This is a genomic window from Kitasatospora sp. NPDC093806 (assembly GCF_040683335.1).
In the GTDB taxonomy this organism is placed as follows: Bacteria; Actinomycetota; Actinomycetes; order Streptomycetales; family Streptomycetaceae; genus Kitasatospora.
Map to the genome: position 1 here is coordinate 1 of NZ_JBFBDO010000156.1, position 12718 is coordinate 12718.

At 74.2% G+C, this 12718-nt stretch carries 14 protein-coding genes; 7 read left to right on the forward strand and 7 right to left on the reverse strand.

Annotated features, from left to right (window positions below; all coding sequences use genetic code 11):
• The first annotated feature begins 221 nt into the window (after nucleotides 1-221).
• Nucleotides 222-1238 (forward strand): Lrp/AsnC family transcriptional regulator, encoded by a 1017-nt coding sequence (locus tag AB0N76_RS37085; RefSeq protein ID WP_363565068.1) that lies wholly within the window; start codon nucleotides 222-224, stop codon nucleotides 1236-1238.
• A 107-nt stretch (nucleotides 1239-1345) separates the two neighbouring features.
• Nucleotides 1346-1774, forward strand: a complete 429-nt coding sequence (locus tag AB0N76_RS37090) for a hypothetical protein (RefSeq protein ID WP_363565070.1) — start codon at nucleotides 1346-1348, stop codon at nucleotides 1772-1774.
• 34 nt (nucleotides 1775-1808) lie between these two features.
• Here AB0N76_RS37090 and AB0N76_RS37095 read toward each other — a convergent pair whose 3' ends face one another.
• From AB0N76_RS37095 to AB0N76_RS37105, 3 genes are all read right to left on the reverse strand, one after another.
• A complete protein-coding gene (locus AB0N76_RS37095) occupies nucleotides 1809-2639 on the reverse strand; it encodes a helix-turn-helix domain-containing protein (RefSeq protein WP_363565072.1) in 831 nt (276 codons plus the stop codon).
• 24 nt (nucleotides 2640-2663) lie between these two features.
• Complete coding sequence (locus AB0N76_RS37100) at nucleotides 2664-3146, reverse strand: hypothetical protein (RefSeq protein WP_363565074.1); 483 nt, start codon at nucleotides 3144-3146, stop codon at nucleotides 2664-2666.
• A gap of 213 nt (nucleotides 3147-3359) precedes the next feature.
• Nucleotides 3360-4052: a 4'-phosphopantetheinyl transferase superfamily protein gene (locus tag AB0N76_RS37105; protein WP_363565076.1), complete on the reverse strand. Its 693-nt coding sequence runs from the start codon at nucleotides 4050-4052 to the stop codon at nucleotides 3360-3362.
• Between the two features lie 249 nt (nucleotides 4053-4301).
• On the opposite strand from AB0N76_RS37105, the gene AB0N76_RS37110 reads away from it, so the two are divergent.
• Nucleotides 4302-5801, forward strand: coding sequence for a choice-of-anchor A family protein (locus tag AB0N76_RS37110; RefSeq protein ID WP_363565078.1), 1500 nt, complete (start codon nucleotides 4302-4304; stop codon nucleotides 5799-5801).
• Between the two features lie 66 nt (nucleotides 5802-5867).
• Here AB0N76_RS37110 and AB0N76_RS37115 read toward each other — a convergent pair whose 3' ends face one another.
• Complete coding sequence (locus AB0N76_RS37115) at nucleotides 5868-6497, reverse strand: TetR family transcriptional regulator (protein WP_363565080.1); 630 nt, start codon at nucleotides 6495-6497, stop codon at nucleotides 5868-5870.
• A 74-nt stretch (nucleotides 6498-6571) separates the two neighbouring features.
• On the opposite strand from AB0N76_RS37115, the gene AB0N76_RS37120 reads away from it, so the two are divergent.
• The gene (locus tag AB0N76_RS37120) at nucleotides 6572-7525 is read left to right on the forward strand and encodes a hypothetical protein (protein WP_363565082.1); all 954 of its coding nucleotides are present in this window, start codon (nucleotides 6572-6574) and stop codon (nucleotides 7523-7525) included.
• 85 nt (nucleotides 7526-7610) lie between these two features.
• On the opposite strand, the gene kynU is transcribed toward AB0N76_RS37120, so the two are convergent.
• Complete coding sequence (kynU, locus tag AB0N76_RS37125; protein ID WP_363565084.1) at nucleotides 7611-8837, reverse strand: kynureninase; 1227 nt, start codon at nucleotides 8835-8837, stop codon at nucleotides 7611-7613.
• A gap of 95 nt (nucleotides 8838-8932) precedes the next feature.
• Nucleotides 8933-9763 carry a tryptophan 2,3-dioxygenase family protein gene (locus AB0N76_RS37130; protein WP_363565086.1) on the reverse strand — a complete coding sequence of 277 codons (831 nt, stop codon included), beginning with the start codon at nucleotides 9761-9763 and terminating at the stop codon, nucleotides 8933-8935.
• 235 nt (nucleotides 9764-9998) lie between these two features.
• Between AB0N76_RS37130 and AB0N76_RS37135 the strand changes: the two genes are divergently transcribed.
• Together AB0N76_RS37135 and AB0N76_RS37140 are read left to right on the forward strand one after the other, a co-directional pair.
• Nucleotides 9999-10433 (forward strand): Lrp/AsnC family transcriptional regulator, encoded by a 435-nt coding sequence (locus tag AB0N76_RS37135; RefSeq protein WP_363565088.1) that lies wholly within the window; start codon nucleotides 9999-10001, stop codon nucleotides 10431-10433.
• A gap of 39 nt (nucleotides 10434-10472) precedes the next feature.
• Nucleotides 10473-11015: an NADPH-dependent FMN reductase gene (locus AB0N76_RS37140; protein ID WP_363565090.1), complete on the forward strand. Its 543-nt coding sequence runs from the start codon at nucleotides 10473-10475 to the stop codon at nucleotides 11013-11015.
• Between the two features lie 81 nt (nucleotides 11016-11096).
• On the opposite strand, the gene AB0N76_RS37145 is transcribed toward AB0N76_RS37140, so the two are convergent.
• Nucleotides 11097-11732, reverse strand: coding sequence for a MarC family protein (locus tag AB0N76_RS37145; protein WP_363565092.1), 636 nt, complete (start codon nucleotides 11730-11732; stop codon nucleotides 11097-11099).
• Nucleotides 11733-11938: 206 nt separating this feature from the next.
• Between AB0N76_RS37145 and AB0N76_RS37150 the strand changes: the two genes are divergently transcribed.
• Nucleotides 11939-12499, forward strand: coding sequence for a DoxX family protein (locus AB0N76_RS37150; protein ID WP_363565094.1), 561 nt, complete (start codon nucleotides 11939-11941; stop codon nucleotides 12497-12499).
• Nucleotides 12500-12718 lie beyond the last annotated feature (219 nt).

The following is a 12718-nucleotide window of genomic DNA, read 5'->3' on the forward strand; positions in this document are numbered from 1 at the left end:
GCTCGGCCGGCCGGCGGGCGGCCAGCCGGGCGCCGACCTCCCGGACCGCCGCCTCCGCCGCCGGCAACAGCGCGCGCAGTTCCCGCAGTTCGTCGTCCATCGTCCTTCTCCCGTCCCTCGTGCGTCCCTCGCGGGTTCGCGTGGTCGCCGTGGACAAGGAGTACCGTCGTGGTGCCCGGACGGGACGCTCGACCGCACCGGAACGACGGAGATCGGACACCATGGACGTCACAGCTGCTGATCCCGCCACCGTGTTCGACACCCTGGACCGCCGGCTGGTCTGCGCGCTCCAGGTGAACGGCCGGGCCGGCGCCGGGCTGATCGCCGAGGCGCTCGGCGTCTCCACCCGCACCGTCACCCGCCGGCTCGCCCGGCTCCAGCGGACCGGGCTGGTCCGGGTGGTCCGGATGCCGGACGTCGAGGACGCCGCCGTCGGCGCGCTGGTGCTGCGGATCCGGGTGCTGCGCGGCCGGGTCGACGCCGTCGCCCAGGCCCTCGCCGACCGGCCCGACGTCCCGTTCGTCGACGTCATGCTCGGCGGCCAGGAGATCGACGCGGTGATGCTCAGCGACGCCGGCGCCCGCGATCGCCTGCTCTACGGGCAGCTGCCCGCCACCGCCGCCGTCACCGAGACCACCGTCCACACCGTGCTGCACGCCTTCGCCGACGCCGGCCAGTGGCGGGCCGGCCACTTGGACGAGGCCGAGGCGGCCGCGCTCGCCGAGCCCCCGGTCGCCCGTCCCGTCCCGGGCAGCGTGCCGCTGGACGAGCTGGACCACGTCCTGCTGGCCCGGCTCGGCGAGGACGCCCGGCAGTCCCACGCGGCGCTCGCGGCGGCCGTCGGCACCCCCGAGTCCACCGTCCGCCGCCGGCTGCACCGGCTCGCCGGGGCCGGGCTGCTGCGCACCCACACCACGGTCGACCCGCGGCTGCTCGGCCTGGCCGTGGACGCCAACCTCTGGCTGGACGTCCCCCCGGGCCGGCTCGCCGCCGTGGGCACGGCGCTGGCCCGCCACCCGCAGGTGCACGGCGTCTTCGCGACCAGCGGGCCGGCCAACCTGCTGGCGGTGGTTTTTTGCCCGGACCACGGCGGCCTCTACCGCTTCGTCACCGACACCCTCGGGCCGCTCGGCGTCACCCGCGCGGAGACGGCGATCGTCGGATGGGCCGTCAAGCGGGCGGGCGTGCCGCTGCGGCGGCTCGACCGGCCGTCGGGTCGCGCGTCGGGTCGGGCATGACCTCGGAGGTAATCGACGCCTCCCGGGTGGCCCGGCAGAGTGGTGCCCACCCGGGGGCGAGAGCGCCGGCCGGGAACCACCCCACCACCTCCGGAGGCTGATCCGCCATGTCCGCGCACACCCTCGCCGCCGCCCGTCCGAGCGCCGCCACCGTCGCCGCCTCCCGGAAGAACCTGCGCCGCTTTCTCGCCCTGGACGCCCTGGTCAGCGGCGGCAACGGGCTGGCCTACCTGGCCTTCTCCGGCCCGCTCGGCGAGCTGCTCGGCGTCGGCGGCCCGACGCTGTTCGAACTGGGCGCGGTGCTGGCGGTGTTCGGCCTCGCGGTCGGCCTGCTGGCGGCCCGCCCGCGGCCGCCGCGCCCGGCGGTGCAGGCCGTGATCGACATCAACCTGGCGTGGACGGTGCTGAGCGTGCTGGCGCTGGAGCTGTGGTTCGAGCCGACCACCGCCGGCTACGTCTGGATCCCCCTCCAGGCCGCGACCGTCCTCGGCTTCGCCGCCCTCCAGCTCACCACCCTCCGCCGCCTGCCGAAGTGACTACCGCTCCGAACCGACCAGCGCCCCGCCCCGGCTAGCGTTCCGGGCCGACGGCGGCCTGGAGGAAGGCGACCGTCTCCACGTCGGCCGGGAGGAAGGTCTCCATGGCCAGCTCGGAGACGGTCACGTCCAGCGGCGTGTTGAAGGTCGTGATCGTCGACAGGAACGACAGCACCCGTCCCTCGAAGGCGATCCGCATCGGCAGGGCGAACGGGAACAGCTCGGTGACGTCCTCCTCGCCCTCCTCCGCCGGGCCGGCCGGCTCCGGGTAGGACCGGACCTCCTCCAGCAGCGCCCGCAGCGGCTCCGAGCGGACCAGCCCGACCTGCCGCTCCATCCGCTCCAGCAGGTGCCGCCGCCACTGCCGGAAGTTCACGATCCGCGGGGCCAGCCCCTCTGGGTGCAGGGTGATCCGCATCGCGTTGAGCGGCGGCTCCAGCAGGTGCGGGGCGACCCCGGCGAGCAGCAGGCCCAGCGAGCGGTTGGCCGCGAGGACCCGGAAGGTGCCGTCGACGACCAGCGCCGGGTAGGGGTCGTGCGAGGCGAGCAGCCGTTCCATCCCGGAGCGCAGCGCCTCCATCGACGGGTCGTCCAGCCGCTTCTCCGGGTAGTGCGGCGCGTACCCGGCGGCCAGCAGCAGCGCGTTGCGCTCCCGGACCGGGACGTCGAGGTGTTCGGCGAGCCGGAGCACCATCTCCTGGCTGGGCCGGGAGCGGCCGTTCTCGACGAAGCTGATGTGCCGGGCCGAGGAGTCGGCGAGCAGGGCGAGCTGCAGCTGGCTGAGCCGGCGTCGTTCCCGCCAGCCCCGCAGCAGCCCGCCCACGCCCGTCCCGGCCTCCGGCCCCATCCCCACCATGATCGTCATGGCCGAGAGAGTAGTGGCCGAGCCTCAGACGCCGGTGGTCGAGCCCGGCCGGATGACCATCAGCACCACGACGATCGCCCAGAGCAGGTTGAACACGCCCGTCGTCATCGGCAGCGTCTTCAGCCCCCGGACGGCCTTGGCGTGCCCCTCGTCCTCGGGGGCGAGGCCGAGCGCGTCCACCGCGGCCTGCTGGCCGGGCAGCACGAACAGCAGCAGCGAGAGCGCGGCGATCGCGGTGAGCACCATCGAGACGATCAGGTACGGCTCGCCCAGCACGTCCATCACCTGGGCGAGGCCGATGCCGAGGACCGGCACCGCTATCCCGAGCAGGGCGTAGACCTGGGTGATCCGGTGCAGCAGCCGCAGCATGCCGGCGTCACCGGCCTGGTCGGGGCCGCCGGCGAGGGCGGCCTTCGCCCGACGCGGGAACATGCTGACGGCCACGGCCACCGGGCCGACGAACAGGACCGAGGCGAGGACGTGCAGGCTCAGCAGGAACTTGGCCATGGCAGGGCACCCTTGCGACTCAACGGGGGCCGCCCGCCGGCGGTCGCGACGCGGGCAGCCGGGGCGTCCGGTTGTCTCCGCCCCGGTGCAGGACGCTAACACCGCTTATCCGCGGGCCCCGAATCCGGCCTCCACCTCGGCCGCGGAACCGTCGTTCGTCGGCCAATCGGCCGTGGAACCACCGCTCCTCGGCCATTCGGCCGCCGCCGCCCCTCAGCCGGCCGGCGGCGCCAGCACCACCACGCGCGGCGGCACGGTGGAGACCGCCGCGACGGCCGCGCCGTGCGCCTCGTCCACCCAGTCGAGCAGCTGGAAGTCCTCGAACCGACCGGTCAGCGGCCGCTCGCCGGGCAGGTCGAGCGGGAGGCCGGAGAGGTCCAGCGCGGCGAGGCCGTCCAGGGTGGTCCGCCCGATCTTGATCAGCGCCTCCTTGCGGACCCAGAGCCGCAGGAAGGCCCGCGCCGGGTCGGCGTGCTGCCGGACCAGCCGCAGCTCCTCCGCCGCGAGCACCCGGGGGGCGACGTCGAGCAGGGTGCCGCTGCGGGTGATCAGCTCGACGTCGACGCCGATCGGCCGGTGCCCGGCGGCGGCGGCGACCACGCCCTTGGTGTGCGAGAGGCTGACCGCGATCCCGGGGTGGTCGGGCAGGTAGGGCTTGCCGTGGTCGTCCTTGTCGCAGTCGGGGCAGTGCTGCGCCAGGACGATGCCGTCGGCCGGGACGCCGAGCAGTTCGGCGGCGCAGAGCCGGACCAGGATGTGCGCGGCGGTGAAGTCGACCCGCCCGGACTCGTGCCGGAAGCGGGCGGCGCGCTCCTTCTCCAGGGCGGTGAGCAGGTGCTCGCCGGCCTCGGGGTGGCGCAGCACGTCGGCGCTGGCGGCGACGGTGGCGATCGCGTCGGAAGTCATGGTCCCCAACTTAGGACACGTCGGACGCGCCCGGTCGGAGGATTTTCGGATCAACACTGATGGTCTGTAGGGTATGGAACGCCCGATTTGATACTGGATATACCGAATCTCTTGAATCTCAGGGAATCGACCGGGATGATCCGGGATCAACTGGAACGCTCGGCAGGTGGCGCACCTGCCTTTTTCTCTGCGCGGAGGAATGTGTCGATGGCTCAGGGCACCGGTACGCCGGATCACAGAAGAACCGCCGTGGAGCGTCCGCCGGCCGCCCGCCGGCGGCGGACCGTCCAGGTCGCGCTGGCGACCGCCGTCGCGGTGCTGCCGATGGCGGCCGTGCTGACGATCGGTGCCGCCGCGCCGCTGGCCCCGCCGCTGGGCGCGTGCAGCGGGCCCGACTGCCCGTCGAGCTGGGGACCGCCGAACAACGGTGACTTCCCGGGCCGGGACGCCACGATCAACGTCTTCACCGGCGGCAACTACACCGTGAACGGCCGGGCCGCCGAGGCCGAGGGCAAGATCGTCACCCTCGGGAACTTCACCGTCGACAAGAGCCAGGGCGGCGGCATCTTCAACGCCGGCGTGGTCGGCGTCGGCTCACGCGTCGTGCCGCCCAACGGCAGCGACTTCATGACCGTCGGCGGCGACGTCACCATGGTGGCCGGCAACTCGCTGCTGATCGGCGGCAGCGACTCCAAGGGCCAGGCCTTCGGCAACCTGCGGTACGCGGGCACGCTCTCCGGCACGGTCACCGTCGACCCGACCGGCCAGGCGATCCAGGACGCCAACGCGGCCGCGCCGTACCAGTCGGTGCTCACCCAGATCGAGGAGGTCTCGGCCTGTGTCGGCAAGGCGACCGCCACCGGCACCGTCGCGGTCACCAGCAGCGAGGCGACCTTCACCGGTGACGGGACCAGCATGAAGCAGGTCTTCAACGTCCCCGGGAACCTGGCCTCGCCGACCGGCGGGCAGATCGGCCTGGTGTTCGCCAACATCCCGGCCGGCGCCACCGTCGTGGTCAACATGCTGTCGGACGCCCCGGTCATCAACACGTACACCGGGACGGGCCTGGCGGGCGATCCGACCACCGAGATGCGCTCCAAGCTGATGTGGAACTTCCCGGCGTCCACCAGCCCGCAGATCCTGGGCAGCGCGCAGTTCCAGGGCTCGGTGATGGCGGGCAACCCGGCGTCCACCACGACCATCGCGATGCCCGGCATGAACGGCCGCGTCTACCTGGCGGGCAACCTGATCCAGACCGGCAACGGCGGCTACGAGCTGCACAGCTACCCGTTCGACGGGGACCTGCCGGAGTGCGAGGTGACGCCGAGCCCGACGCCGACCTCCCCGACGGCCTCGCCCACCGAGCCCTCGCCGACCGCGACCACCACCTCGGCGACCCCGACCTCGCCGACGCCCACCACCACGTCGGCGGCGCCGACCTCGGCGACCCCGACCACCCCGGCGCCCACCACGACCTCCGCGGTGCCGACCGGCCCGACCACCTCGCCCAGCTCGTCGAGCGCGGCCCCGACCAGCCACGGGCCGACCAGCCACGGCCCGACCGACCACGGGCCGAGCAGCCACGGTCCGACCGGCCACCACCCCGGCCCGACGAACGGCGGCGGTGGCTCGCTGCCGTCGACCGGCGCCGGTGACACCCCGGTCATCCTCGGCGCGGCCGGTGCCGGCCTGCTCGCCCTCGGCGGGATCGCCGTCCTGGTCGCCCGCCGCCGCGGCCGCCACAGCTGACGCCTCGCCTCTCGGGCCGCCCGGTCATCCTTTCGACCGGGCGGCCCGACGCGTTCCCGGGCGGGCTCAGCTCCCGGCGGGCCACCGGGCGAGCCCGGAGCCGAGCAGCCCGAAGCCCGCCGTCACCGCCGCGGTCACCCGCGCCCGGACGGCGTCCACCGGCTCGCCCGCCACCATGCCCCGCCGGATCTCCGCCAGCGCCGCCCGGTGCGCCCCGGCGATCGCGCCCGCGAGGACGCGGGGGAGCGGGTCGTCCGCGGCCGCACCGGCCTCCTCGGCCAGTGCCTCGGCGAGCGCCCGCTCGGACCGTTCGCCGAGGTCGAGCAGCCGGGCCCGGAGCGCAGGGCTGTCCGCGATCGTCCGCCAGAACGCCGCGGCCTCCGGGCGCAGCCCGTACGTCGGCTCGTCCGCGTCCAGCCCGGCCAGCAGGTCGTCCCGGACGGCCTCGACCGGGCCGAGGCCCGCGGGCCGTTCCCGCACCACCCGGGCCAATCGGGCCACCACCTCGTCCTGCCGGTCGAAGAAGAGGTCCTCCTTGGTCGGAAAGTAGTTGAACACCGTGTTGGGCGACACCCCGGCGGCCCGGGCCACCTCGACCACCGTGACCTGCTCGAACCCGCGCTCGGCGAACAGCGCGGTGGCGACGTCGGCCAGCAGGGTCCGGGTCTGCCGCTTCTTCTCCTCGCGAAGTCCCATGCCGGAATCATAGGCAACCTTGGTGTCGCAGCAAACTTGCAGTGACATCAATATTTTCGGCTACGGTGGGGTCCATGACCTTCACCTTCGCGATCTACCCGGGCGGACTGCTCGGCGACGACACCGGCCTGATCGCCCCGGCCCGCCCCGACGACCCGGCGCGGATCACCGCCGCACTGCGCGAACTCCAGGGCGCCGCGCCCACCCTGCTGGTCCGCGCCTACCGCTCGTTCCCCGCCTCGGCGGCCACCCCGCCCACCCCGGCCGAGCCGGAGCGGTACGCCACCGAGGGCCGCCGGCTCGACCTGGTGCTCCAGTTCCGCGCGCCGGACGGCCGGCTGGACGGCTGGACCGACTTCGTCCGGCAGGTCGTCCGCACCGAGGGCCCGCGGATCGGCACGCTCCAGATCTGCGAGGAGCCGAACGCCGACTCGCCGATGCTCGACGGCTCGGTCCCGAACGTGCGGCGGGCGCTGGTCGCGGGGGTGGTCGCGGCCAAGGAGGAGGCGCTGGCCCTCGGCCTCGACCTCGCGGTGGGCTTCAACGCGGTGCTGTCCTTCGACCCCGCCGACACCTTCTGGTCCGAACTCGGCGCGCTCGCCGACGAACGCTTCCACCGCGCGCTGGACTACGTCGGGCTGGACTTCTTCCCCGACGTCTTCCGCCCGGTGCCGGACGGACGGCTCGCCGAGGCGGTCGGCGCGGTGCTGGCCGGATTCCGCCGGGAGACCGTCGCCAAGGCGGGGATCGGCCCGGCGGTCCCGATCCGGATCTGCGAGCACGGCTGGCCCACCGGCCCCGGCCGCTCCGAGGCCCGGCAGGCCGAGGTGGTGGACGAGGTGGTCCGGACGGTCGCCGCCCTGGCCGCCGAGCTGAACCTCACCGGCTACGGCCACTTCGGCCTGCGGGACGCGGACAGCGCCGGGGAGGGCCTGTTCCACCACTTCGGCCTGCTCCGGGACGACTACACGCCCAAGCCGGCCTTCGCCGTCTACCGCCGCCTGATCGGCGAGCTGACGGCGCTCTGAGAGCCGGGAGCGACCGAGGGCCGGGGACGACGGAGGGGCCGTGACGGGTGACCACCCGCCACAGCCCCTCCACCGGCTCACCCGCTCAGGTCACCTCGCCGCGGCGGGAGAACCGCTCGTCCTTCCACTCGCCGCTCTCCAGCACCTCGGCGAGGTGCCGGGCCGCGTCCCACACCTCGGTGTGCGAGAGGTAGAGCGGGGTGAAGCCGAATCGCATCAGGTCCGGCGCCCGGAAGTCCCCGATCACGCCGCGCGCGATCAGCGCCTGCACCACCGGGTAGCCGTCCGCGTGCCGCAGCGCCACCTGGCTGCCGCGCCGGGCGTGCTCGCGCGGGGTGGCCACCTCGACCCCGTCCAGGTCCTCCACCAGGGCGATGAACAGATCGGTCAGCGCCAGACTCTTCGCCCGCACGGCCGCCCGGTCGGCCCGCTCCCAGACGTCCAGTGAGGACTCCAGCGCGGCCTGGCCGAGCAGCGAGGGCGAGCTGGTGAGGAACCGTCCGATGCCCTGCTTCGCCTCGTAGCCGGGCTCGAAGGCGAACGGGCGGGCGTGGCCGAACCAGCCGCTCAGCGGCTGCTCCGGTCCGGCCGCCAGGTGGCGCCCGGCCGCGTACAGGAAGGCCGGGGAGCCGGGGCCGCCGTTCAGGTACTTGTAGGTGCAGCCGACCGCGAAGTCCGCGCCGCTCGCGCCGAGCTCGACCGGCAGCGCGCCGACCGAGTGGCAGACGTCCCAGATCATCAGCGCGCCGGCGGCCTGCACCCGGGCGGTGATCCCGGGCATGTCCAGCAGCTCGCCGGTCCGGTAGTCGACGTGCGAGAGGACGACCACGGCGACGTCGCCGTCCAGGTGCGCGTCCAGCTCGGCCGGGTCGACCAGCACGCTGCGGGTCCCCGGGACCAGCCCGGTCACGCCCTCGGCGATGTACAGGTCGGTCGGGAAGGCCGCGCGGTCGCCCAGCACGGTGGACCGGCCCGGACGCAGCCGCAGCGCCGCCGCCAGCACCTTGAACAGGTTCACCGAGGTGGTGTCACAGACCACGACCTCCTCCGGCGCGGCCCCGACCAGCGGGGCGATCCGCCGGCCCAGCCGGTAGGGCTGCTCGAACCAGCCGGCGTCGTTCCAGCTGCGGATCAGCTCCCGGCCCCACTCCTCCTCGACCACCGCCCGCACCCGCTCCGGGGTGCGGACCGGCAGCACGCCGAGCGAGTTGCCGTCCAGGTAGATCACCCCCGGGGGCAGGGCGAACTCCCCGCGGAACGCCGCCAGCGGGTCGGCGGCGTCCAGCGCCGCGCACTCCTCGCGCGTGATCATGCCCAGCCTTTCACTCACAGTGCCTTGCCTCGTTCATATCCGTCGCTGATCCGCCGCTGACGCACGCACGCCCCGGGACCGGCCCGGGGCCGGGATCAGAGTTCGTCGCGGACCGTCCACAGCTCCGGGAACACGTCCTGCTCGGCGGCGCGGCGCAGCCAGACCAGCCCGCTGGAACCGCCCGAGCCGGACTTGCCGCCCATCGCCCGCTTGACCGACGCCAGGTGCCGCTGGCGCCAGCGGGTCACCCGCTCGGCGACGTCCAGCAGCGCCTCGGCGAGCGGCAGCAGCCCGGCGTGCTCCGACTCGGTGTAGACCCGCCGCCAGGCCGCCGCCACCGCGTCGTCCGCCTGGTAGCGCCGCTCGGACACGGTGTCCGGCACCGCCAGGCCGTGCCGGCCCAGCAGCGCCAGCGCGTCGTCGTACAGGCCGGGGGCGGCCAGCACGGCGGTCAGGTCGGCGAGCGTCTTCGGGCTGTCCTGGTACATCTTCAGCAGCGCGGCGTTCTTGTTGCCGAGCAGGAACTCCAGGTGCAGGAAGGCCGAGGACTGGAAGCCCGAGGCCTCGCCGAACACCGGTCGGAAGCCGTTGAACTCCTGCGGGGTCATGGTGGCCAGCAGGTCCCAGGACTCCACCAGCACGTCCTGGACGTGGGTGCCCCGGCGCAGCGCGGCCAGCGCGGCCGGCAGGTCGTCGGCGCGCAGAGCCTGCTGGGCGAGCGTCCACTCGTGCCGCAGCTGGCCGAAGAGCAGCTCCATCACCTGGGTGGTGACGATGAACGAGCGCTCGGCCGGCACCTCGCTGAGCGGCTGCTGGAGGCTGTGCAGCTCGTCCAGCTTGATGTACTGCGCGTACGGCGTGCCCTTGCCCGGCGCCCCGTTCCGGTCGAACGACAGGTTGGGCTTCTCCATCGTGTCGTGCCCCATGCCCGATCCCTCCTGAAATCACCGGCGACCGATTACCGGACGGAGCCGGGAACCGGCCCCACCGCCGCGGTCGTTACCGGGGCCCCATTGTGCGGCGGCCCGGGCCCGCATTTGAATGGGTGCCGGGCACGGTTACCGCGACCGCGCCTGTCGCACGAGAGGTCTTTTCCGGATCCTCTTCACGATCGCAAAGCAGCGGAATCCAGCCAACCGAACCCGACCCTCAGGAGCCGCCGTGGACGCCGTCGACCGCCGCCTGCTGGCCGAGCTGCAGGCCGACGCCCGGCTCTCCTACAACGAACTCTCCCGCCGGGTGAGCCTCTCCGCACCCGCCGTGGCCGAACGCGTCCGCCGCCTGGAGGCCGACGGGGTGATCAGCGGCTACCACGCCCACATCGACCTCACCCGGGCCGGCCTGCCGATCACCGCGCTGGTGCAGATCCAGTGCTACGGCCCGCGCTGCGTGCTGCGCGACCCCGAGGTGGCGCGCTGGCCCGAGGTGCTCCAGCTGCACCGGGTCACCGGCGGCGCCTGCTGCGCGCTGCTGGTCGCGGTCCCCGCGATGGCCGACTTCGAGGCCCTGATCGACCGCCTCGGCGCCTACGGCCAGCCCGCCAGCTCGATGGTCCTCTCCAGCCCCGTCCCGTGGCGCCCGGTGGTCGTGCCGTAAGGGGATCAAAGGCAGGAAAGGAACGATAGGTTCCTCGGCATGCCGATCGACCGTCAGATTCTGCTGCTTCCGGGCAGCCTCCGTGCCGGGTCCGTCAACGAGACGGTGCTGCGCACGGCCGCCGCCGTCGCGCGGGCCACCGAGGGCGTCGCCACCAGCTACTACACCGGGCTGGCCGGGCTCCCGCACTTCAACCCGGACCTCGACCTCGACCCGCTGCCGGAGCCGGTCGCCGGACTGCGGGCGGCGATCGAGGCCGCCGACGCCCTGCTGATCTGTACGCCCGAGTACGCCGGGACCCTGCCGGGCGCCTTCAAGAACCTGCTGGACTGGACGGTGGGCGGCACCGAGATCGCGGACAAGCCGGCCGCCTGGATCAACGCCGCCGGGGCGGGGCGGGGCCTGGGCGCCGAGGCGGCGCTGCGCACGGTGCTCGGCTACACCGGGGCGGCGGTGGTCGAGGAGGCCTGCGTCCGGGTGCCGCTGGCGCGCGGGGACGTCGGGGCGGACGGGCTGGTCGCCGACCCGCTGGTGCGGGACCGGATCGGCGAGGTGCTGGTCCGGCTGGCCGCGACCGGCTGAGGCCCGGCCGGGTCCGCCCCCTCGCCGGGCGGACCCGACCCGCGACGGTCAGCTCGGTGCGGTCCGCTCGGTGCGGCCCGCTCAGTGCGCGTCGGGCAGCGGCACGCCGAGCCCGGCCAGCCCGGTCAGGATCAGCTCGACGCCGACCGCCGCGAGCAGCAGGCCGAGCAGCCGGGCGACCACCTCCAGCGAGGTGCGGTGGGTGCGCCGCAGCAGCGGGGCGAGCGCGGCGACGCAGAGGTAGTTGATCACCACCACGCCGACGTACGCGCCGGCCACCGTGGCCCGCCAGCCCCAGTCGTCCTTGCTGAGCGCGCCGACCAGCACCGCGGTGACCGCGAGCGGGCTGGCCAGGTAGGGCAGCAGCAGCTCCCGGATGCCGTCCACCATCGGGTTGGCCAGGTGCTCGTCCGCCTCGTCGGCACCGGCGCCCAGGTGGAAGCCGAACACCAGCGCCACCGCGTAGACGAAGAAGATCAGCCCGCCGGCCAGCTGCAGCGACTGGTCGCTGATGTGGAACAGCGTGGTGACGAAGTCCGCGCTGAAGGCCAGGGCCGCGCCGATCACCGCCGAGATGACCGTGCTCCACGCCGCCAGCCTGCGCAGCTCCCGGGTGGAGCGGGTGGCGGCCAGCCGGGCGAAGGACAGCAGGACCTTCGGCGGACCGACGACGGCGAAGAAGGCGATGAAGGCGCTGCTCAGGTTGAAGACGAACATGTGCCAAGCATGGCCGCGGCGATCATCGCCGCCGGGCCGCCACGCTGCGGGCGCCGTCTATTCCCGGCCGCGCCCGGATTCCCCCGAATGGCCGTCCCGAGTCGAGCCGACCGGCCGTTTCCGGTGCCATGGAAGCCGACCCACCCCTTTCGCCGAGGACTTCGCCGAGGACTTCTCGACAAGGACTTCGAGACAAGGACTTCGAGATGGCTCTGAACCGTAAGGACCTGGGCCTGCTGGCCCTGCGCGGTGCGGTCGGCGGGGTGCTGATCGCCCACGGCACGCAGAAGCTGTTCGGCTGGTTCGGCGGTGGCGGCCTGGACGGCACCACCAAGGCGATGGAGGCGATGGGCTTCCACCCGGCGCGGCAGAGCGCCCTGGCGGCCGGCCTCGGCGAGGCGGGCGGCGGCGCGCTGCTGGTGGCCGGGCTGGCCACGCCGGCGGCGGGCGCGGTGGTGGCCGGCACGATGGCGGGCGCCGTCGCGGTGCACGCCCCGGCGGGCTTCTTCGTGATGGGCGGCGGCTACGAGTACCCGGCGTTCCTGGGCGCGACCGGTCTGGCGCTCGGGCTGGCGGGCCCCGGCCGGTACTCCCTGGACCACCTGACCGGGCACGTCTTCGACCGCCCGTGGGTCGGTCTGACGGCGTTCGCGGCGAGCGCGGCCGCCGCGTACGGGGTGGTGGCCCGGCGCCGGCACGTGGTCCGGCTGGAGGAGGAGCGGGCGGCGGTGGAGGCGGACACCCAGGAGGGCTCGGGCCTCTCCTGACCGCCCGCCGACCGAGCCCCGAGGAGCGGCCGCCGGCCGCTCACCCGAACGCATCAGCCCTGCTGGCGGCCGTCCGCCGGTCCGGCGGAGGGTGGGCGGCAGGCGTGCCGGGCCCCCGGCGCCGGCCAGAATCGAGGACCCCGATGGACCGCCAGCCGCCCCTCCGCCCGGATCGCCGCCGAATACGCCCATGCCGCCGGCGCCCTGCGGATGCAGGCC